Origin of the sequence: Zhengella sp. (assembly GCF_041397485.1) — a bacterium.
GTDB lineage: Bacteria > Pseudomonadota > Alphaproteobacteria > Rhizobiales > Rhizobiaceae > Zhengella.
In genome coordinates, this window is record NZ_JAWKWO010000001.1 from 1099318 (window position 1) to 1119376 (window position 20059).

The 20059-nt window shown below is 64.9% G+C and carries 16 protein-coding genes; 2 read left to right on the plus strand and 14 right to left on the minus strand.

Features of this window, described 5'->3' with window-relative positions; all coding sequences use genetic code 11:
* Positions 1 to 12: 12 nt before the first annotated feature.
* From pstA to R3D65_RS05275, 4 genes are all read right to left on the minus strand, one after another.
* The gene (pstA, locus tag R3D65_RS05260; protein WP_371274181.1) at positions 13 to 1344 is read right to left on the minus strand and encodes a phosphate ABC transporter permease PstA; all 1332 of its coding nucleotides are present in this window, start codon (positions 1342 to 1344) and stop codon (positions 13 to 15) included.
* Entirely contained in the window at positions 1341 to 2804 is a 1464-nt protein-coding gene (pstC, locus tag R3D65_RS05265) for a phosphate ABC transporter permease subunit PstC (RefSeq protein WP_371274365.1), read from the minus strand. The genes pstA and pstC overlap by 4 nt, the downstream gene beginning before the upstream one ends.
* A 109-nt stretch (positions 2805 to 2913) precedes the next feature.
* Positions 2914 to 3951: a substrate-binding domain-containing protein gene (locus tag R3D65_RS05270; protein ID WP_371274182.1), complete on the minus strand. Its 1038-nt coding sequence runs from the start codon at positions 3949 to 3951 to the stop codon at positions 2914 to 2916.
* 514 nt (positions 3952 to 4465) lie between these two features.
* Positions 4466 to 8182: a response regulator gene (locus R3D65_RS05275; RefSeq protein WP_371274183.1), complete on the minus strand. Its 3717-nt coding sequence runs from the start codon at positions 8180 to 8182 to the stop codon at positions 4466 to 4468.
* Between the two features lie 136 nt (positions 8183 to 8318).
* Between R3D65_RS05275 and R3D65_RS05280 the strand changes: the two genes are divergently transcribed.
* Entirely contained in the window at positions 8319 to 8972 is a 654-nt protein-coding gene (locus R3D65_RS05280) for an alpha/beta family hydrolase (RefSeq protein ID WP_371274184.1), read from the plus strand.
* Between the two features lie 269 nt (positions 8973 to 9241).
* Complete coding sequence (gene atzF, locus R3D65_RS05285) at positions 9242 to 10987, plus strand: allophanate hydrolase (RefSeq protein WP_371274185.1); 1746 nt, start codon at positions 9242 to 9244, stop codon at positions 10985 to 10987.
* Here the strand turns inward: atzF and R3D65_RS05290 are convergent.
* The 10 genes from R3D65_RS05290 to R3D65_RS05335 all read right to left on the minus strand — a co-directional run bounded on the left by R3D65_RS05290 (position 10948) and on the right by R3D65_RS05335 (position 20021).
* Positions 10948 to 11637 (minus strand): GntR family transcriptional regulator, encoded by a 690-nt coding sequence (locus R3D65_RS05290; RefSeq protein ID WP_371274186.1) that lies wholly within the window; start codon positions 11635 to 11637, stop codon positions 10948 to 10950. The genes atzF and R3D65_RS05290 overlap by 40 nt on opposite strands.
* Positions 11638 to 11663: 26 nt before the next feature.
* Entirely contained in the window at positions 11664 to 12047 is a 384-nt protein-coding gene (hpxZ, locus tag R3D65_RS05295) for an oxalurate catabolism protein HpxZ (RefSeq protein ID WP_371274187.1), read from the minus strand.
* Positions 12044 to 12814, minus strand: coding sequence for a 5-formyltetrahydrofolate cyclo-ligase (locus R3D65_RS05300; protein ID WP_371274188.1), 771 nt, complete (start codon positions 12812 to 12814; stop codon positions 12044 to 12046). The genes hpxZ and R3D65_RS05300 overlap by 4 nt, the downstream gene beginning before the upstream one ends.
* Complete coding sequence (locus tag R3D65_RS05305; RefSeq protein WP_371274189.1) at positions 12807 to 13487, minus strand: cysteine hydrolase family protein; 681 nt, start codon at positions 13485 to 13487, stop codon at positions 12807 to 12809. The genes R3D65_RS05300 and R3D65_RS05305 overlap by 8 nt, the downstream gene beginning before the upstream one ends.
* Position 13488: 1 nt before the next feature.
* Positions 13489 to 15054 carry an ABC transporter ATP-binding protein gene (locus R3D65_RS05310; protein ID WP_371274190.1) on the minus strand — a complete coding sequence of 522 codons (1566 nt, stop codon included), beginning with the start codon at positions 15052 to 15054 and terminating at the stop codon, positions 13489 to 13491.
* Positions 15054 to 15767 carry a cysteine hydrolase family protein gene (locus R3D65_RS05315; RefSeq protein WP_371274191.1) on the minus strand — a complete coding sequence of 238 codons (714 nt, stop codon included), beginning with the start codon at positions 15765 to 15767 and terminating at the stop codon, positions 15054 to 15056. Before R3D65_RS05315 ends, R3D65_RS05310 begins: the two co-directional genes overlap by 1 nt.
* Before the next feature lie 5 nt (positions 15768 to 15772).
* Positions 15773 to 16789, minus strand: a complete 1017-nt coding sequence (locus tag R3D65_RS05320) for a formamidase (protein ID WP_371274192.1) — start codon at positions 16787 to 16789, stop codon at positions 15773 to 15775.
* Between the two features lie 10 nt (positions 16790 to 16799).
* Complete coding sequence (locus tag R3D65_RS05325) at positions 16800 to 17720, minus strand: ABC transporter permease (RefSeq protein WP_371274193.1); 921 nt, start codon at positions 17718 to 17720, stop codon at positions 16800 to 16802.
* On the minus strand, positions 17717 to 18823 hold the full coding sequence (locus tag R3D65_RS05330; RefSeq protein WP_371274194.1) for an ABC transporter permease: 1107 nt from the start codon (positions 18821 to 18823) through the stop codon (positions 17717 to 17719). The genes R3D65_RS05325 and R3D65_RS05330 overlap by 4 nt, the downstream gene beginning before the upstream one ends.
* A gap of 82 nt (positions 18824 to 18905) precedes the next feature.
* Positions 18906 to 20021 carry a BMP family ABC transporter substrate-binding protein gene (locus R3D65_RS05335; RefSeq protein WP_371274195.1) on the minus strand — a complete coding sequence of 372 codons (1116 nt, stop codon included), beginning with the start codon at positions 20019 to 20021 and terminating at the stop codon, positions 18906 to 18908.
* Positions 20022 to 20059 lie beyond the last annotated feature (38 nt).

Here is a 20059-nt window from a genome sequence, read left to right on the forward strand (position 1 = left end):
GTTCTCGGCCCCTCACCAGCGCCGCTCGAAGCGTCGACGCAGTATGATGGCGGTAATGTTCATGATCGCAAGGAAAACCAGCAGGATGATGATCCCGCCCCAGGCGCGTTCGTAGAAGGCCGGGTCCGCGCGCTTGGCCCATTCGAAGATCTGGGCCGGCATGGCCGAGTTCGGATCAAGAAAGCCCGATGCGACACCGTCGGGATAATTCGATGCGATGAAGCCGACCATGCCGATAAGCAGAAGCGGCGCGGTTTCGCCAAGCGCCTGCGCCAGCCCGATGATCGTTCCGGTCAGGATGCCCGGCATGGCCAGCGGCAGCACATGGTGGAACACCGACTGCATCTTGGAGGCGCCGATGCCGAGCGCGCCCTCGCGGATCGACGGCGGAACGGCCTTCAGAGAGGCACGCGTCGAGATGATGATCGTCGGCAGCGTCATCAGCGTCAGGACCAGCCCGCCGACCAGCGGCGCCGATTGCGGCAGATGCGCGAACTGGATGAAGGCGGCGAGGCCCAGGATACCGAACACGATGGAGGGAACGGCCGCCAGGTTGGCGATATTCACCTCGATGAGATCCGTGAACCGGTTTTGCGGCGCGAATTCCTCCAGGTAGATCGAGGCGGCCACGCCGATGGGCAGAGCGAGAAAAAGGACGACCAGCATCATGAACAGCGAACCGAGCATGGAGACGCCGATACCGGCCTGTTCGGGTCGGGAATCGGACGCATCGGCACCGGTGATGAAATCCATGTTGAAATGCTTCACCACCATGCCGTCGCTCCGCATCTGGTCGACCAGGTCGAGATGCGCGGCATCGAGATTCTTGTCCTCGGCCAGCGCTTCGCGGGTGACGCGGCCCTTCAGGTAGCCGTCGACACGCGAGGAGGCGAGGAACTGGAAATCGACCATCTTGCCGATGTCGCCCTGATTGGCCAGCACGTATTCGCGCAGGGTGGCCGGCGCGCCCGAAGACAGGATGTCGCCGATCTTGCCCGGATCGGTCATGCCGGTCTGATAACCGCGCTCGGTGATTTTGGCGGCCAGCGCCGCCTCGATCATGGCGCGATATTTCGAGGTCTTGACCACCGACGCCTCGGCGGCTGCCACCTGTTCCGCGTTCAGCGCGACGGGAATCTTGACGAAGGTCTGCTGGAAGGCGCCCACGCCATTCGTCAGGATGGCATAAAGCAGCGCCACCAGGAAGAACAGGCCGATGGCGATGGCGACCACGCCATAGGCCTTGAACCGTCTTTCCGCGGCATTGCGGGCCCGCGTCCGTCTTGCCGTCTCGTCGGCGCTCGGACGCCCGGAGGGCAGAAGGCTTGTCGTGACGTCGGTCATTCGTACTGTTCCCGGTACTTGCGAACGATGTAGAGCGCCAGGATGTTCAGCCCCAGCGTGATGATGAAGAGCGTCATGCCCAGTGCAAAGGCAACCAGCGCTTCCGGCGAAGCGAAATCGGCGTCGCCGGTGAGCTGGCTGACGATCTTCGCAGTGACCGTGGTCATGGCGTCGAAGGGATTGAGCGACAGCTTGGCCGCGGCGCCGGCGCCCAGCACGACGATCATCGTCTCGCCAATGGCACGCGAGGCCGCGAGCAGGATGGCGCCGACAATGCCCGGCAGCGCGGCTGGCAGGACGACCTGCTTGATCGTCTCCGAATGGGTCGCGCCCAGCCCGAGGGAACCGTCGCGCATGGCCTGCGGCACGGCATTGATGATGTCGTCCGACAGCGACGAGACGAACGGGATCAGCATGATGCCCATGACGAGACCCGCGGTCATGACGGCGGTGCCCGATTGCATCCAGCCGACCGTGCTGTCCCCGAACATGTCGACGAGCAGCGGGCCGACGGTCAGCAGCGCGAACAGGCCGTAGACGATGGTGGGAATGCCGGCCAGCACCTCGAGCAGGGGCTTGGCGTAGTTGCGCACGGCGGGGCCGGCATATTCCGCCAGGTAGATCGCCGCCATCAGCCCGACCGGCACGGCCACGGCCAGCGCGATCAGCGAAATGTAGAACGTGCCCCAAAGGAGCGGCAGGATGCCGAGTTCGGAACCGCCGCCGAAACTGGGGCTCCAGACGGTGCCGAAGAAGAAGTCCGACGCCGGATGGAGGCCGAAGAACTCGATCGTGTTGAAGATCAGCGACAGCACGATGCCGATGGTCGTCAGGATGGCGATGGAAGCCGCCGCGATGAGCAGCACCTTGACGAAGGCCTCGACCGAATTGCGCGCCCGGAACCGTGGCTGGATGCGCCTCCACGCCAGCGCGAAACCGCCAATGGCGAGAAGCCCGGCAATGATGGTCAGGGCGGTCGTGGCCGTCGCGCTGAGCGCCCGGTACTCCTGCGCGGCGCGAAGAACCTCCGGTCGGACATTCGAGGCCAGCGCCACGCCCACTTGCGCCAGGCGCTCGCGGACGTCGGTGAACTCGGTGCGGATCGAGGACGCCTGGTCCTCGGTCATCGCGCCGGCGGCAACGGCTGTGTCGAGGCCCTCGGCCACACGCTGCACATCGCTCATCACGATACCGAGCGACGCGCCTTCCGGAATGGCATCGGCGGGAATGTGCGAGGAGACCATGGTCTGGATGACGAGCGGCTGGAGCAGCAGCCAGATCGCCATGACCAGAAGCGCGGGGACGGCGGCGAACAGGAAGACGTTGACGCCATGATAGCCCGGCACGGAATGCATTTGCCGGATGTCGCCGCCTGCCGTGGCAAGCGCGCGCGAACGACCGGTGAAATAGCCGGCGACCGCGAGAACGATCACGAATGCTAGGACCCACAGAATAAGCATGGCCATGCCGCCCCGTCTTGGTTTCGGCCAGTGCCGAAAAAGGAAAGGGAGGGCAGCGGTGACGCCGCCCTCCGGCTGTCCCGGCCCCGCTGCGGAGCCGGAAACCGAATTACATGCTCAGCGTCGACTCGTCGGTGACGGCTTTCTGGGTCGCGCCCAGTTCCGGATCGGCAACCAGGCCGTAATTGGCCAGCGGACCCTTCGGACCGGCGATTTCCTCGGAGACGAAGAACTCCGCATATTCCTTCAGGCCCGGGATCACGCCGATATGCGCCTTCTTGATGTAGAAGAACAGCGGACGCGACACCGGATATTCGCCGGAAGCGATCGTCTCGGTGGACGGGGCGACGCCCGACATCGTGGCGACCTTCAGCTTGTCGGTGTTGTTCTCGTAGAAGGCCAGGCCGAACACGCCGATGCCATCCTTGTTGGCGTCGATGCGGGCCAGCGTCTCGGTGTAGTCGCCGTCGATGTCGACCGACTTGCCATCCGTGCGCACGGCCATGCAGGCCTTCTCTGCGTCCTTCTCGGACATGCCGCCATCGACCATCGCCTTCATGGCGCCGGTGTCTTCGCAGCCCTGCTTCAGGACCTTTTCCTCGAAGACTTCACGGGTGCCGTGCTTGGTGCCCGGAATGAACGTGGAGATTTCAACGGCCGGCAGGTCGGCATTGGCATCGGCCCAGGTCATGTTCGGGTTGTCGACGATCTGGCCATCCTTGAGCACCTTGGCGCCAATGGCGTTGAACCAGTCCGACGGGGTGAAGGCGGTGAAGGCCGGGCCATCCTTCTGGGAGGCGAACACGATGCCGTCATAGCCGATGCGGACTTCGATGATGTCCTTGACGCCGTTCTCGGCGCAGGCCTTGACTTCCTTCTCGCGAATGCGGCGCGAAGCATTGGCGATGTCGATGGTGTTCTCGCCGACGCCTTCGCAGAACCGCTTGAGGCCGGCGGACGAACCGCCCGATTCCACGACCGGGGTCGGGAAGTCGGTGTTTTCGCCAAACGCCTCGGCAACGATGGAGGCATAGGGAAGAACGGTGGAGGAACCGGCGATCTGGACCTGATCGCGGGCGGCGGCGGCGCCGGCGGATCCGGCAATCACGACAGCGGCGGCGGCCGTCGACAGGAGGAATTTCTTCATCTTGGATGCTCCCTTTTGGGCAATGTCTGCGCGTTTCTCTGTGCGCGGGACTGGCCCTAAAGCAGCTATGTAACAGTTCGATGACACTTGTATGTCAGCCCTGTTACGTCCGCGGCCGGCATGATTGAGCCACGCATCACAGGATTGCGCAAGTCGTTGGATGACCTGCGGCAATGGAGCGAAAGGGTGTTCTGGATGGAAAAAACCGGCGGGGTGCGAAACCGGGCGTGCTGAGATCCCGTGCCGGGTTTCCCTTGAGCTGAATTGTGGGGCAATCGCTCAACCGCGGCATTTTCCGGCGACCCCGCCGGTGAACCGGCCTGACAGATGAACCGGTGCCTGTTTTCTAGCGGTTTGCCGGCACCGCCGTCATGGTGCGATCGCGCCATATCCGGCAGGCCCGGATCGTTTAACATTTGAGAGCTTTCGGAAACGCATGCGGGGGCTGCGGAAAGCATGAACGGCGCGAACCGGTTTCGCGCCGTTTCTCATTGGGCAAGGGCGGTCGCCGGGATCAATTTGCCCGCCGGGAGCGTTTTCCCGCGTCCCCCAGCCATTCGCTCACCTTTCGCAACAGCGCGTCCGGCGAGATCGGCTTGGAGAGGTAGTCGTCCATTCCGCTTTCGAGGCAGCGTTCCCGGTCACCCTTCAGCGCATGTGCGGTCACGCCGACAATCGGCGTATGCGCCCGGCCGTCGCGCTGCTCGGTGCGCCGGATGTGGGCCGTGGCCTCCAGCCCGTTCATCTGCGGCATGGAAACGTCCATCAGAACAAGGCGCGGCGCCATGTCCTCCCAGGCTTCGACAGCCAGTTCGCCATTGGTCACCATCTTGAAGGAATAGTCGGTATCGGCCAGGATCTGGGTGAGGACGAGCTGGTTCACCTCATTGTCCTCGGCCACGAGGATATCGACCCGGTGACCGGACAATTGCCTCGCCGGCGCCGTTTCATCCGCCGGCTTATCGGGCGAAGCGGTGCCGCTCTCCGTGGGCGGCAGGTCGCAGGCCGGCTGCGCGCGCGCCGCGGCAACGAAGACTTCGCCTGCTCCGCGCGGCGCGGCGCGGCGCTCCTGCACCGCATTGACGATGGCATCCAGCAGCGCCGAGGAACGCGCCGGCTTGACCAGCGAGGCAGAGATTCCAAGCCGCGCGTTGATGTCGCTGTCCAGCACCTGATCGACCGATGACAGGAGGATGATCGGCACATCCGCGATCTGGCGGTCGTCCCGGATCGCCCGTGCCACCTGCTCTCCGTTCATGCCCGGCATCTGGAAGTCGAGCACCACGCAATCGACCGTCATGCCGTATCCCGTGGCGGCCTTGATGATGGCAATGCCTTCGCGTCCGTCCTTCGCCGCGCAGGCATCGAACCCCCACGATTGCATCTGCTCCATCAGAATGGAGCGGTTCACTTCGTTGTCATCGACGATGACGATACGGGCACCGGTAACATCGACTGGCGTTTTCACGGTCTCTGCCCTCTTTCCACAGTTTTCGAGTTCGATCTCCACCCAGAAGGTGGAGCCTTTTTGCGGTTCGCTTTCCGCACCCGTTCGCCCGCCCATCAGTTCGGCGAGCCGGGAGGTGATGGCCAGGCCGAGTCCCGTTCCTTCGTGGCGGCGCGTCGAGGACGTGTCGACCTGGCTGAACTTGTCGAACACGCTTTGCAGCTTGTCTGCCGGAATGCCGATGCCGGTATCGCTCACGGATATCCGCAGACGGCTGCGCCGGCCCAGATCCTCGCCCGTGACATCGACCAGCACATGGCCTGTCTCGGTGAACTTGACGGCATTGCCCATCAGGTTCGTGATGATCTGGCGGATGCGGCCTGCATCGCCGACATAATCCGGCCTGAGCGCCGGATCGATACGCACGATCAGCTCCAGGTCCTTCTCCTTGGCGCGCACCGACATCAGCGTCGCCACGTCCTCCACCGCTTCCGCGAGCCGGAAGGGCGACGGGTCCAACACAAGCTGGCCGGCATCGATCTTGGAGAAATCGAGAATGTCGTTGATGATCGTCAGCAGCGCATTGCCCGATTTCATGATGATGTCGGTAAAGGTGCGCTGCTTGTCGTCCAGCCGCGTCTTGCACAGGAGTTCGGCCATGCCGAGAACGCCGTTCATCGGCGTGCGGATCTCGTGGCTCATGTTGGCCAGGAATTCCGATTTGGCCCTGTCGGCCAGTTCCGCCTTGCGGCGCGCTTCGGTAAGCGCGATCTCGCGTTCCTTGGCCTGGGTGATCTCGATACGGATGTCGAGCATCGCCCCGGTCGATGTCCGCCGCAGGTCCAGCAAGTGCCAGCGCCCGTCGGTACGGTGAACCTCCATCGGCCCGTCATGGGCCAGCGCCTTCCCGCGCAGGTCGATCTGGCGGTCGATCCAGCGCCGCCGCGTCTGCGCATCCGCAATGTGATGGTTGGCCAGCGTTTCGATCATCTCGGCGAATGTCATGCCGATTTCGATCGGTGCGCCGAACTGGGAATCGATGAAGGCCTTGTTCGCCATCAGCAGCCGGTCGTCCTCGCCGAAGATGGTGAACGACTGGTCCATGGCATCCACGGCATCCTTGAGCAGTTGGTTTGCCTTGCGCGCCTCCTCCTCGCGCAGCTTGACCGCCGTGATGTCGGTGCGGATGCCGACCCGGTCGCCCAGCGGCGTCAGCTCGTCGCGCCGCATCATCCAGCGTCCGTCATGGGTCTTGAACACGATCTCCTGGCCGATCTCCTCGGCCCGTTTGGCGCTGTTTTCCGCCACCCATTCGTCTTCGCGGCCAACCGCTTCCGCGACCACCCCGGTATGGGCGAATTCCTCGAACATCTCGATGAAGGTGCGCCCTTCCTTCAGGTTCGGCAGGAAGGCGAACTGCTTGCGAAATGCATCGTTGCAGGCCACCAGCCGGTCGTCCTCGTCCCACAGCACGAAACCGTCGGTCATGGCGTCGATGGCACCCTGAAGACGCCTGCGCGCCGCCTCGGCTTCCACACGCGCCTCGGCAGCGGCCGACTCGCCGCGCTTGAGATCCGTCACGTCGTTGAGGAAGCCCGCCACGTAGCGTTTGCCGTCGCCGGTGACGATCCGGTTCTTGCGCACCTTGCGCCAGCGCGTTTCATCGCCCTCTTGCCAGCTTTCCAGCGCCTCATAAGCCTCGCCGGTCGCCAACACATGCCGTTCGCTCGGCTCGAAGAGGTCGGCCATTTCGTCGCCGACGAGGTCGCGGGCCTGCTTGCCGATCATGGACTCGCTGTCCACCCCAAGGGTCCGGCCCATGGCCTTGTTGGCGCTGACCATGCACAGGGTCTCGTCCTTGACGAAGATCGCCTGATCCAGCCCGTTCAGCACCTCGTTGGCCAGCGAGGATTGCGCCAGCGCCGCCTCCAGCGCCGCTTCCCGTTCCTTCAGCGCCGTGATGTCCGTGCGCAGGCCGATGAAGGTGCCGTCCTCCATCCGCTTGTTGGAAAACCGGATCCAGCGCCCGCTGGAAAGGCGCACGTCATATTCCTCGAAGGGCAGATGATAGCGGCGGACCCGTTCCGCGACCCAGTCATCCCGCGAAACGCCCTCTTCGGGAAGGATGTGGCCGGAATCGAAAATGGCCGACAGGAAAGTCTCCAGCGATGTGCCGGACGCGAACATGGCCTTGTCAAGGTCCGGATAAAGCGCCCGCATGGCCGCATTGGTCATGTAGAGCCGGTCTTCGCGATCGTAGACGATCACGCCGCCTTCCAGGGACGAGAACACGCTTTCCAGCAAGGCCCGCGACTCGTTCAGCTGCCGCTGCAATTCGCCGAAGCCGGCACTGTCGCCAACGAAGCTGGAAATGTCCCGCGACATGCCGCAATAGCCGAGGAACGCGCCGTCCGCGCCAAAGCGCGGAAAGCCGGAAGTGGAGAAATAGCGGAAGGTCCCGTCCTTCGACGTGAAGGCGCCCCGGAAATCCCGGAAGGGCTTTTTCTCGGCAACAAGCGCGAGATGCGCCTCCATCTCCTCCGCGCTCAGCGCGATCCGGCTGAACACGGCTTCGCGCGTATAGCCGACGAGCATGGAGGGCGAGACGCCGAAGTCGCGGATGGTGTCGGAAACCCAGGTGAACTGGCCCTGCGCATCGATCTCGTAGACCCAGTCGGCGGCCACACCGAGCAGATGGCACAGATCCTCGCGCGACAGATGCGCGCCATAGGCTGCCGCCGCGCCGGCTTGCGTCCCGGCTTCCTGCTTTCCCTCGCCACTCATGCCCAGACCATCAGACCCCGTGCCCCCGGTTTGAATGAATGTGCCCGCATGAAAGCCTACGGACGAATGATTGACGCGCGCTTAACGTTAACGAATGGATATTCGTAGCGATGGCTGCACGAAGAGGACAAGGCGAATGACCGGTTCCGGCCCGTTCCCCACCGGCTTCCTGGCGGATGGACCGCCGGACGCTGCCGCCACGATCATGCTGGCCCATGGCGCGGGCGCGCCCATGGACACGCCCTGGATGAACGCCATTGCCGGCGCCATTGCTGCAAGGGGGCTCAGGGTGATCCGCTTCGAATTCGCCTACATGGCGGCGCGGCGAAGTGGCGCGTCGCGCAAGCCGCCGCCGCGTGCCGAAAAGCTCATTTCCGAATACCGCGATGCGATCCGTGCGCTGGGGCCCAGCCGTTGTCTCGTCATCGGCGGCAAGTCCATGGGTGGCCGTGTCGCCAGCATGATTGCCGGCGCATGTGATGGCGAATGGCTTGCCAACGGCCTGTTGTGCCTTGGCTATCCCTTCCATCCGCCCGGCAAGCCTTCCAGCCTTCGCACCGCCCATCTGGAAGGCCTGCAAACGCCGGCGCTGATCTGCCAGGGCACGCGCGACCCGTTCGGCACGGTTGAAGACGTGCAGGCCTATGACCTGCCGCACACGATCCGTCTGCACTGGCTGGAAGACGGCGACCACGACTTCAAGCCGCGCAAGGCCTCCGGCCTCACCTTGCAGGACCATGTCGAAAGCGTCGCGCAAACCGTGGCCCGTTTCGCCGGAACGTTGGGCTGAGGCGCGCGGAACAGCGACAGGGCGGCGGAGCATCCCGTCCCGAGATCATCGAGCCAACTGGCATGGCGCTTGCTGCATTCTGGTGAAGAGACAGCAGGGATGGACACGTTGAAAACGATGACACCGCCAACAACGGCGCGAAAAACCAAGGATTATCAGAACGTTAGCCGGAGAGCGGCGCCGCGCGACCTGGTCGCGAGCACGGACGGCAGCGCTGAATTGCATACAATTCGACTTTCAGTGCCGCTTTTTCATGCATGGAGCATCAGATGAACCCGACAGCAAGACCCTACGCCTACTGGCGCGCCATGGCTCCCGACGAGGCGGTACAGGCCGCCTATGCCGCAGCGGAACACCACCGCGACCCTGCCATGTTCATCTCGATGAAGCCACTGGACGCGGCCTTGGCCGAGGCAAGGGCGCTGATGGAGGCTGGGCCGGCGGGCAAGCCGCTCTATGGCCTGCCCTTCGCCGTGAAGGACAATATCGACGTGGCCGGCATGGAGACCACCGCCGCCTGTCCGGCCTTTGCCTACCGGGCGCAAAGGTCCGCATTCGCGGTCGCACGGCTGGAAGCGGCCGGTGCGATCTGCATCGGAAAGACAAATCTCGACCAGTTTGCCACCGGCCTTGTCGGGGTCCGCTCACCCTACGGCGTGCCGCGCAATTCGCTGGACCCGGCGCTCGTGCCCGGTGGTTCGTCCTCCGGCTCCGCCGTGGCCGTGGGGGCAGGCATCGTCGCATTCGCGCTCGGCACCGATACGGCAGGTTCCGGCCGGGTGCCGGCCGCGCTCAATGGCATTGCCGGGCTGAAGCCGAGCCTCGGCCTGCTGTCTGCCACCGGCATGGTACCGGCCTGCCGCACGCTCGACACCATCTCCGTCTTCGCCGCGAAATCGGCAAACGCGGCCCAGGCGGCGGCAGCGGCGCAAGGCTACGACCCGGCGGATTTCCTGTCGCGCAAGCTGCCGCCGGCCAATGTCATGCCTGTCCCGCCGCATTTCTCGGTCGGTGTTCCGCTCAAGGCGCAGCGGCAGTTCTTCGGCGACAGCCAGGCCAGTGAGGCCTATGAACGCGATCTCGAAACCCTTGCCGGTTTCGGCGCAACCATTGCCGAGATCGACTTCGAGCCATTCTTCGCCGTGGCCCGCCTGCTCTATGAAGGCCCCTGGGTTGCCGAGCGCTACCACGCCGTCAGGACGTTGATCGGGACCGACCCGCAAGCCCTCCATCCGGTGACACGGGGCATCATCTCAGGCGCCGCCAAGTTCGATGCCGTTGCCGCCTTCGATGCCTTCTACCGGCTGGCCGACATGAAGCGGGCGCTGGAACCGGTGCTGGCCAGCCTCGATTGTCTCGCCGTCCCGTCCATTCCCACCGTTTACACGGTGGAGGAAGTGCTCGCCGATCCGGTGACGCTCAATTCCAACCTCGGCACCTATACCAATTTCGTGAACCTGCTCGATCTCGCAGCCTTCTCCGTGCCTGTCGGCCGCCGTGATGATGGCCTGCCTTCCTCGCTGACGCTGATCGCCCCGGCTGGCAGCGATGCCAGGCTTGCCGGCATGGCCGACATGCTGGAAACCGGCCGGCGCGAGGACCGGTTCCCGGTCGCGGAACCCGGCAAGGTCACCCTGGCCGTCGTCGGCGCGCATCTCTCAGGCATGCCGCTCAACCACGAACTGACCACGCGCGGCGCCTCCTTTCTCGCGGCAACACGGACGACGCCCGATTACCGGCTCTACGCGCTGGCCGGCACGACGCCGCCCAAGCCGGGCCTCCTGCGCGTTGCCCAAGGCGAGGGCGAACCGATCGCCGTGGAACTCTGGTCGCTGGATGAAGCGGCATTCGGCAGCTTTGTCGCCGCCATTCCCGCCCCGCTCGGCATCGGCACCCTGTGCCTGACGGATGGCGGCACGGCCAAGGGCTTCCTCGTCGAAGCCGAAGCGGTGCGCGGCGCGCGCGACATATCCGGCTACGGCTCCTGGAGGGCTTTCTGCGCGGCGCCTGCCTGAGCACGATCCTCGAAACGGTGCCAGGCATTTTCCACATGGCCGATATGCGCGGCCATCGCCTTCTCCGCAGCATCCGACGCACCACGCAGGATGGCGTTCACGATGGCCGTATGTTCGCCATGCGAGGCGGCAAGCCGGCCGAGCGTGGAAAACTGGGCGCGGCGGAACGGCTGCACGCGAAGGCGGGTGGCAAAGGTCAGTTCCGCCAGATAGGCGTTGCGCGTGCCATGGTAGATGGCACCGTGAAATTCCTCGTTGGCGGATGTGTAGCCTGCCGTGTCTCCGGCCTGCACCATCGCCTCCATGCGCAGGTGAAGCGCTTCCAGCGCCCGCCGTTCCGCAGGCGTCATGGTGGCGGCGCACAACCGTGCGCACAGCGCTTCCAGATGCCCCATCACCGCGAACATGCCGTGCAGTTCCTCATCGTCCGGCTTTGTCACCAGCGCCTTGCAATGCGCCCGCTGCCGAACGAGGCCCGAGGAGGCGAGCTGGCGCAGCGCCTCACGCACCGGTGTGCGCGATACGCCGAATTCGGCCGCCAGCCCGCCTTCATCCAGTGAGGTGCCGGGCGGAATGAGGCCGCCGACGATGCGCCGGGCCAGTTCCAGCCGGATCAGGTCGGCGCAGGTACGGCTGTCGGATCGCTTCAAGAGGGTGTCACGCTTGGCGGAATCGGTCAGGGTTCGGCGATGATACTGACATGGGCGGCGACGACACGCCAACCGTCTTCCATCCGCACCCATGTCTGCATCTGCCGCCCGACAAGCCCCGGCGCACTGGCGCGGTAGAACAGCGTCGAGGCGGTGGCGAAATCCGTCCCGAAGGTGGTGATGACCGTGCGCGCCAGATCGCGTTCAAGGTCATCGGACGGTTGTGTACGGCGGAAGGCCGCAACTTCCGCCGCACCATGCTGCTGCTCCGCAATGCCGTAGCGCACCACCCGCTCATCCTGCCAGAACAGCGCGTCCATTCCCGCCATGTCATTGGCGATGAAGGCTGCCTCGTAGCGCCGGAAGACCGTGGTCACTTCCGCCAGCGTGGCCGGATCGTTGACGATCATGCCTGCCGCGCCTCCATGCGTTCGCGCAGCGCGCGCAGGAAGGGGATCTGCTCGAACTGGTCCTCCTGCACGAAATCCCAGGCCACGCCGGAAGGCCGAGGCGCGTCATTGCCGGTCACGATCAGTTCGGCTTCCGTGGCCACGAAGTCGAGCGGGCTGTCATGGGCCATCATGAACACTTTCTCATCGGGCACCAGTTGCGAGGAATGCACCGTGGTCGCCATCGGCGTCTGCGACCCGATGATCCCCAGTTCGCGGAAGATGCCGGTTTCCAAGTCCGCGAACCCTGCCCCCTTGCCGGTGCGTCCGCCCGAGCGGCTGACCGCCACCGAGCCGACGACGGCGAAGTCGATCGGCGCGACATCCTCGAAGCCGATCCGCTCTCCATGCATCATGTAGCCTTCGGACGTGGCCGCCAGTTCGAAGGAAACGCCCTTTTCCTTCAGCCTGGCCGGGTCGATGCGCAGATAGGGAAACTCCCTGGTCAGGTAAGGCACCGGCGCATAGAGCATCTTGCCCTCGTAGAGCGCGCGCAGCCGGATGGGGATCTGCGGCGGATCGGGATTGCATTTCACCACCTTCGCGCGTTTCCATGCCTCCGTCTGCGCCAGCCGCCAGGCTGCCATGTCGGCACCGATGAAATTGGGAATGTGGCTCCAGGTCGGACCCATGGCCATGCCGCCGTCTTCCAGCGCGTCCCATACCGCGCCGCGCACGGCATCCTTGTCGCTGTTGCGCCCGGCCCAGCGGCCCGTCTTCTCACTCATTCGCCATTCCTTTTGTCAATGCGTCTTCGAGGTCTTCAAGGGCCGCCACCCAGCCCACAATCCCGCCCTGTGCCGTGATCATGGCGATCGCTGCCGCCTTGAACGCCGGGAAATAGCTTTCCGTGGCATCGCTGATCAGCAGGCACTCATAGCCCCGGTCATTGGCCTCGCGCATCGATGTCTGCACGCAGACCTCGGTCGTCACGCCCGCAAGGACCAGATGCGTGATGCCCCTAGCCTGAAACGTCTCGTGCAGGCCGGTCGCCCAGAACATGCCCTTGCCCGGCTTGTCGATCGCCAGTTCGCCGGCAAGCGGCGCAAGGTCGGCAACGATCGCATTGCCGGGTTCACCGGCGACCAGCAGCCGGCCCATCGGACCTTCCTCGCCGATCTTCACCGGCGCATCGCCGCGCGCGATCTTGGAGGGCGGGCAATCGGAAAGGTCGGGCCGGTGGGCTTCGCGCGTGTGGATCACCGGCCAGCCCTTTGCCCGGAACAGCCCGATCAGCCGCGCCGTGGCGGGAATGATGGCCGACAGGCGCGACACGTCATTGCCGAGCGCTTCGCCGAAGCCCCCCGGCTCGATGAAATCGCGCTGCATGTCGATGACCACCAGCGCCACATGCGCGGGATCGAAAGAATAATCATAGGGGTCCGCCCTGACTGCGATCATCTCAATGCCCCGCCATGTGCGCGCCAATGGTGTTGCGGTCGGTCTCGCCGATGGGCGCGACGTGGGTGATCCGCCCCTCCGACATCACCGCCACCCGGTCTGACAGTTCCAGGATCTCGTCGAGATCCTCGGAGACCAGCAGGACTGCCGCGCCCCGGTTGCGCTGGTCGATGATCTGGGCGCGAATTTCGGCGACCGAGGCGAAATCGAGCCCGAAACACGGATTGGCGACGATCAGCACCTCGACATCGCCCGACAGTTCCCGCGCCAGCACGGCCCGTTGCACATTGCCGCCCGACAGGTTCTCGATCGGCGTTTCCGGCGACGGCGTCTTGACCCGGTAGCGCGCGATCAGTCCGGCGGCCTTGTCGCGCATGGCATGGGGCTTCAGCCACCATCCGAGGCTGGCCAGCGGCGGCTTGTCGAAGGAACGGAAGGCGATGTTCTCGGCCACGCTCATGCGCCGCACGGCGGCGTTGCGCAACGGCTCTTCCGGCAGGCCGAACACCTTGAACCGGTCGAAATCGGCACGCCGCGATTCGAACGGCTTGCCATTGATGAAGATACGCCCGTCCTTCAGCGGCCGCTGGCCGGAAATGCCTTCCACCAGTTCCGATTGCCCATTGCCTGAAACACCCGCGATACCGAGAATCTCGCCACCGCGGATTTTCAGGCTGACCGCCTCCACCGCCGGCAGTCCCTCGTTGTCGTCGACGAACAGGCCGGCCAGTTCCAGCAGCGTGCCGCTCTGCACATCGGCCACCCGCGCCGCGCTCTTGCGGATCTCGGTCTCGCCGATCATCATCCGCGACATCTCGTCCGTGGAAACCTCGCCCACCGTGCCGCCGCCCACATAGGCACCGCGCCGCAGCACCGAGAACCGGTCTGCAAAGGCATTCACCTCGCGGAACTTGTGCGTGATCATCAGCACCGTGATGTCGCCGGCGCGCGCCATGTCGTGCAGCAGGCCCAGCACCTCGTCGGCCTCGCCCGGCGTCAGCACCGATGTCGGCTCGTCCAGGATCAGGAAATGCTGGTCGAGATAGAGCTGCTTGAGGATTTCCAGCTTCTGCTTCTCGCCCGCCGACAGTCCGGACACCGGCTCGTCCAGCGGCACGCGGAACGGCATGCGCTCCATGAAGGCGTCCAGCGCCTGCCGCTCCTTCGTCCAGTCGATGATGGCGGGAACGTCGGCCCGCGAGATCACCATGTTTTCCGCAGCCGTCAGGCAGGGCACGAGCGTGAAATGCTGGTAGACCATGCCGATGCCACTGGCGCGCGCGTCATGGGGCGAGCGGATCACCGTCTCCTGCCCGTTGACCAGCAATTGCCCGCGCGTCGGCTGGTAGAAGCCCATGATGCACTTGACGAGCGTGGACTTGCCCGCGCCGTTCTCGCCAAGAAGCGCGTGAAATTCCCCCGGCTCGATGCGGATCGAGACATCGTCCAGAGCGGTCAGGGATCCGAACACCTTGGTCATGCCGACGGTTTCCAGGCCGAAACCGCGCTTAGCCGGCGCGGCACCTGTCGCCGCGCCGGCGGATACGGGAGCCACCTGCGCATCCATCACAAGGCCTCCAATACGTCCAGCAGGTCCGCGCTGGTGGCAACCGCGCCGAACACGCCGCCCTGCATCTTCACCATGTCGATGGCGGCCAGGTGGTTTTCGAGCTTGGTGGCGCCGCAACAATCCTCCAGCAGCAGGCATTCGAAGCCACGGTCATTGGCCTCGCGCATGGTGGTGTGAACGCAGACATCGGTGGTGATGCCGGTGAGCACGATGTTGCGGATGCCGCGCGTCCGCAGCAGCATTTCCAGGTCCGTGGCGCAGAACGAGCCCTTGCCCGGCTTGTCGATGACCGGCTCGCCGGCTTGCGGCGCCAGTTCCGGGATGATCTCCCAGCCCGGCTCGCCGCGTACCAGGATCTTGCCGCAGGGCCCGGGGTCGCCGATGCCCGCGCCGATGCGCCGCGAGCGCCAGCGCTTGTTGGCCGGCAGGTCGGAAAGGTCCGGCCGGTGCCCTTCGCGGGTGTGGATGATGGTGAAGCCCTTGGCCCGCATCGCCGCCAGCACGCGCCGGATCGGCTCGATCGGCGCGCGCGTCAGCGACAGGTCATAGCCCATGGCATCGACATAGCCGCCCTTGCCGCAGAAATCGGTCTGCATGTCGATGATGACAAGCGCGGTGTTTTCCGGCCTGAGATCGCCGTCATAGGGCCAGCCATAGGGATCGGCCTTGACCGGGCCGGGCTTCGCTTCCGTCTCAACGATGGCATCCATGGGGTTTACTCCGCCGCCTGTTTCGCGCTTTGGCCATATTTGCGTGTCGGGCGCGCAAATCCGCTCGGCGTCCCGTCGGTGACCACGACCTCGTCTTCCCAGGGCAGCCGGTAGCGGCCCGCCACCATGTCCTGCATGAACGTGTAGGGGCAGTCCTGTGCCCCGCCGAGCACGGCCGTGTAGCCGCGATGGCCGAGCTGGTAGATGTTGTTTTCCACGCCCCAGTGCTTGCGTGCCTCGCGCACCAGGTCCGGGCGCACCTCCGCCGTGATGATCTCGTCGGCCCGCCCCGTCGTGCCATGTGCGATGACTGTGCCGTCGAAATTGACGATCATCCCCTCGCCCATGGAATCGAACGTGCCGTCCGAACCGCACATGCAGACATTGGCCGTGACCATCAGGTTCTGGAAGGCATTGGCCTGGTTGGTGAACCGCCACGACTCGCGGATCGGCGCGGTATAGCCGGCCGTGCGCAACATGATCTCGGCACCCTTGTAGGCGCATTCGCGCGCCATCTCCGGGAACATGCCGTCATGGCAGATGATGAGGGCGAGCTTCGCCCCCTTCGGCCCGTCGATGACCGGAATGCCCAGATCGCCCGGCTCCCACGGCTCCACCGGCACCCAGGGATGGAGCTTGCGGTAATAGAGCGTCAAGTCTCCCTGGTCGTCGATCACGAGACCGGAATTGTACGGATTGCCGTCCGGATTGTACTCCATGATGGAGAAACAGCCCCAGATCGCATTGTCCTTGCAGGCCTGCTTGAAGGCCGCCACTTCCGGTCCGTCCAGCGCGCACATGATGTCGGGATTGGTATCCATGGACAGGCCGTGCAGAGCGTATTCGGGAAAGACCACGAGGTCCATCGTGCCCATGTTGCGCCGCGCCTTGGCGACCATGGCAACGATCCTGTCGGTCTGCGCCTTCAGATCCGCCGGCGTCTCGACGACGGGAAGCTGCAATTGCACCAGCCCGATCACCACGCCGTTGGGTGTCTTGTTCAGTCCGCCGAGCGCACTCATGGCTTGCCTCCTATTTGACGATGGACAATTCGCCCGGCGCGGCCCGCGCCGCCGCGTTGGAACGCGCCGTGGCGATCATGATGAAAAGGGTGAGGATGTAGGGAGCGGCGTTGAAGAAGTAGTAGCCCTGGCTGATGCCCACCGACTGAAGGGCCGGACCGATGGCGCCCGCCGCCCCGAACAGCAGCGCGGCGAGAATGCAGCGGATCGGGTTCCAGCGCGCGAAGATGACCAGCGCCACCGCCATCAGCCCCTGGCCCGATGACAGGCCCTCGTTCCACGAACCGGGATAGGACAGCGACAGGAAGGCCCCGCCCGCTCCGGCCAGGAAGCCGCCAAGTCCGGTCGCCATCACCCGCACCGCGACCGGGTTGACGCCCATGGCGCGCGCCGCCGGTTCGCTGTCGCCGGTCATGCGCAGGATCAGCCCCCAGCGGGTATTGCCCAGCGCCCACCACATGGCGACCGCCACACCGATGCCGATGAAGAACAGCGGGTTGATCTCCAGCGCCTTTTCCAGCGCCGGGTTCGATGACCAGCCGCCCAGCGGCAGGGCCTCCAGGCGCGGCGCCGAAGGCTGGATATACGGTTTGCCGAAAAAGAAGGCGACGCCGGTGCCGAAACTCATCATGGCAATGCCGACGGCAATGTCATTGACCCGTGGCAGGCTGCAGATGGCGCCATGCATGATGCCCAGGAAAATGCCCGACACTCCGGCCGCCAGTACGCCCAGCCAGGGCGATCCGGTCTGGTAGGACAGCGCATAGGCGACCATGGCGCCAAGTACGAGCGTGCCCTCCAGCCCCAGGTTGATGCGCCCCGACTTCTCCGTCAGCGTTTCGCCCAGCGCCACGAACATGAACGGCGTCGAAACCCGGATGGCGCCGCCCAGCATGGCGATCAGGATGGTGGCAAGCGCGTCCTCGCTCATGTCCGGTCACTCGCAATTGTCGGTTTGAAGATGGCGAAGCGGCCATGCAGCGTCTCGCTGGCCAGCAGGACCACGAAGATGATGCCCTGCAACACCAGAGCCGTGGCGTCCGGCATGTCCATGCGCCGCTGGATCAGCCCGCCCGATGCCTCGATGGCGCCGAACATGATGGCGACCGGCACGATGACCAGCGGGTTGTGCCGCGCGACGAAGGAAACGAGAATGCCGGTAAAGCCGTAGCCGGCCACCAGCGAGGCATTCGCCTGGCCGTGAATGGCAGCGACCTCGTAGAAACCGGCCAGCCCCGCCGCCGCGCCGGCAATGGCCGAACAGGCTACGATCAGCTTGCCGACCGGCAGGCCCTGGGCGAGCGCGGCGCGCGGATTGCCGCCCGTCACCCGCGCTGCGAAGCCGAAGGTCGTGCGCGCCATCAGGAGATAGAGCAGCACCGCCAGCACGATGCCGGCCACCAGCCCCCAATGCACGTCGGTGCCGGGGATGGCGCCGACCATGTAGTCCTTGCCGATGGGCATGGTCGAGGGCTTGTTCTGCGAGGCAGGGTCGCGCAACACGCCTTCCACGAAGAAATTCATGATGGCGATGGCGATATAGGTCAAAAGCAGTGTCGAGATCGTTTCGTTGACGCCGCGCGCATGGCGAAGCCAGCCGGCGATCGCGTTCCATCCGGCCCCCGCCGCCATGGCCAGCGCGGCCATCAGCACGAGCGTGATGGCCACAGGCACGCCGGAAGAGACCAGCGGAATGGCGATGGCCGCCGCGGCGAAGCCACCCAGCACCAGCGCGCCTTCCGCGCCGATCATGGTCAGCCCGATCTGCGCCGGTATGGCGAAGGCAAGCCCGGTCAGGATCAGCGGCGCGGAGCGCTGCAACGTGTTCTGGAAGGAGAAGGACGTGCCGAACCCGCCGCGCCAGACAAGCTGGAAGAACTCCACCGGACTCTTGCCCAGCAGCAGAAGGAAGAGCGAGAACACGACCGCCGAGGCGATCAGCGCGCCAAGCGGAATGACGACCTTTTCGGCCGCGCCCAGCAGGCGGGCCGAGGGCTGGAAAGGACGCGTCGGGGAAATGTCTGTGGCTGCCATGTCCAGGCTTCTGTCAGAAGGAGGAAAGGAGTGCCGGCAGCCACACCGGGGGCGTTGGTCACGGGCTGCCGGCGCGGGAGGATCAGGTGATCGAGCCGATCACGCCCTCCAGCAGGTAATCCATGCCGTCGAGATACGGGTCGTAATTGTCGTAATCCTTGTCGATGACGACATTGCCCTTGTTGTCCTTCAGCATGCCGGCATAGATCGGCTTCTTTTCCTTCAGACCGGCGATCGCGGCTTCCGCCGCCTTGACGGCTTCCGGTGTCGCGCCCGCGCCAAACGGCGTGTTCTGCACCATGTCATTGTCATAGCCACCGACCACGACGTTGGGCAGCGCCTCGCCGCTGGAAAGCATGTCGGCATACATCCTGTAGATGGTTTCCCACTTGTATTCCGCACCCGTGATGAAGCCCTTGGGTGCCAGCGGCGCCTGCGAGGCATTGTGGCCGCAGGATTTCACGCCGCGCCCTTCCGCCGTTTCGATCACCACCTTCGGCCCGTCGACATGGCAGGTGAGCACGTCGCAGCCCGCGTCCACCAGCGCATTTGCGGCCTCCGCCTCGCGAACCGGCAGCGACCAGTCGCCGGTGAAGATCACCTGGACCGTGGCATTCGGGTTCACCGAGCGGGCGCCCAGCAGCACCGAATTGATGTTGGACAGAACGGTCGGGATCGGCTTGGCCGCGACGAAGCCGATCTTGCCGGTGGCGGACGACAGGCCGGCGGCGACACCGTTCACGTAATGCGCCTGGTTGAGATAGCAGAAATAGCTGCCCGCATTGGCCGGGTCGGTGTCCTTGTTCCACAGCGGCGCGGCATGGCGGAACTGGACGTCCGGATACTTCGCGGCAAGATCGGTGACGAACGGCTTGTAATAGCCGAACGACGTGGCGAGGATGAGGTTGGCGCCATCAAGGTTGATCATGGATTCCATGGACTTGGCCACGGCATCGGTTTCCGGCACGTTCTCTTCCTCGATCACCGTGACATTCGGCACCGACTTGAGGATTTCCATGGCCACCGCATGGGCCTGGTTCCATCCGAAATCGTCGCGCGGCCCGACATAGACCGCGCCCAGCACGACATCGCCGGCTGCACGCGCCGGCGCGATGGCGCCCAGTGGCAAGGCCGTCGTGGCCAAACCCGCCAGCCCGGTCTTGAGCAATGAGCGGCGGGAGATTCCTTGATGAGACATTGATCCAGCTCCTGGTTCGTTCGCTTGTCTGTGGCTTC

Excerpts from the sequence above, each read along its gene's own strand:
- R3D65_RS05310 (WP_371274190.1), bottom strand. The coding sequence starts at position 15,054 with ATGGATGCGCAGGTGGCTCCCGTATCCGCCGGCGCGGCGACAGGTGCC.
- pstC (WP_371274365.1), bottom strand. The coding sequence starts at position 2,804 with ATGCTTATTCTGTGGGTCCTAGCATTCGTGATCGTTCTCGCGGTCGCC.
- R3D65_RS05300 (WP_371274188.1), bottom strand. The coding sequence starts at position 12,814 with ATGAGTGAGAAGACGGGCCGCTGGGCCGGGCGCAACAGCGACAAGGAT.
- R3D65_RS05305 (WP_371274189.1), bottom strand. The coding sequence starts at position 13,487 with ATGATCGCAGTCAGGGCGGACCCCTATGATTATTCTTTCGATCCCGCG.
- R3D65_RS05270 (WP_371274182.1), bottom strand. The coding sequence starts at position 3,951 with ATGAAGAAATTCCTCCTGTCGACGGCCGCCGCCGCTGTCGTGATTGCC.
- pstA (WP_371274181.1), bottom strand. The coding sequence starts at position 1,344 with ATGACCGACGTCACGACAAGCCTTCTGCCCTCCGGGCGTCCGAGCGCC.
- hpxZ (WP_371274187.1), bottom strand. The coding sequence starts at position 12,047 with ATGATCGTCAACGATCCGGCCACGCTGGCGGAAGTGACCACGGTCTTC.
- R3D65_RS05275 (WP_371274183.1), bottom strand. The coding sequence starts at position 8,182 with ATGAGTGGCGAGGGAAAGCAGGAAGCCGGGACGCAAGCCGGCGCGGCG.
- R3D65_RS05330 (WP_371274194.1), bottom strand. The coding sequence starts at position 18,823 with ATGGCAGCCACAGACATTTCCCCGACGCGTCCTTTCCAGCCCTCGGCC.
- R3D65_RS05325 (WP_371274193.1), bottom strand. The coding sequence starts at position 17,720 with ATGAGCGAGGACGCGCTTGCCACCATCCTGATCGCCATGCTGGGCGGC.
- atzF (WP_371274185.1), top strand. The coding sequence starts at position 9,242 with ATGAACCCGACAGCAAGACCCTACGCCTACTGGCGCGCCATGGCTCCC.
- R3D65_RS05280 (WP_371274184.1), top strand. The coding sequence starts at position 8,319 with ATGACCGGTTCCGGCCCGTTCCCCACCGGCTTCCTGGCGGATGGACCG.
- R3D65_RS05335 (WP_371274195.1), bottom strand. The coding sequence starts at position 20,021 with ATGTCTCATCAAGGAATCTCCCGCCGCTCATTGCTCAAGACCGGGCTG.
- R3D65_RS05320 (WP_371274192.1), bottom strand. The coding sequence starts at position 16,789 with ATGAGTGCGCTCGGCGGACTGAACAAGACACCCAACGGCGTGGTGATC.
- R3D65_RS05315 (WP_371274191.1), bottom strand. The coding sequence starts at position 15,767 with ATGGATGCCATCGTTGAGACGGAAGCGAAGCCCGGCCCGGTCAAGGCC.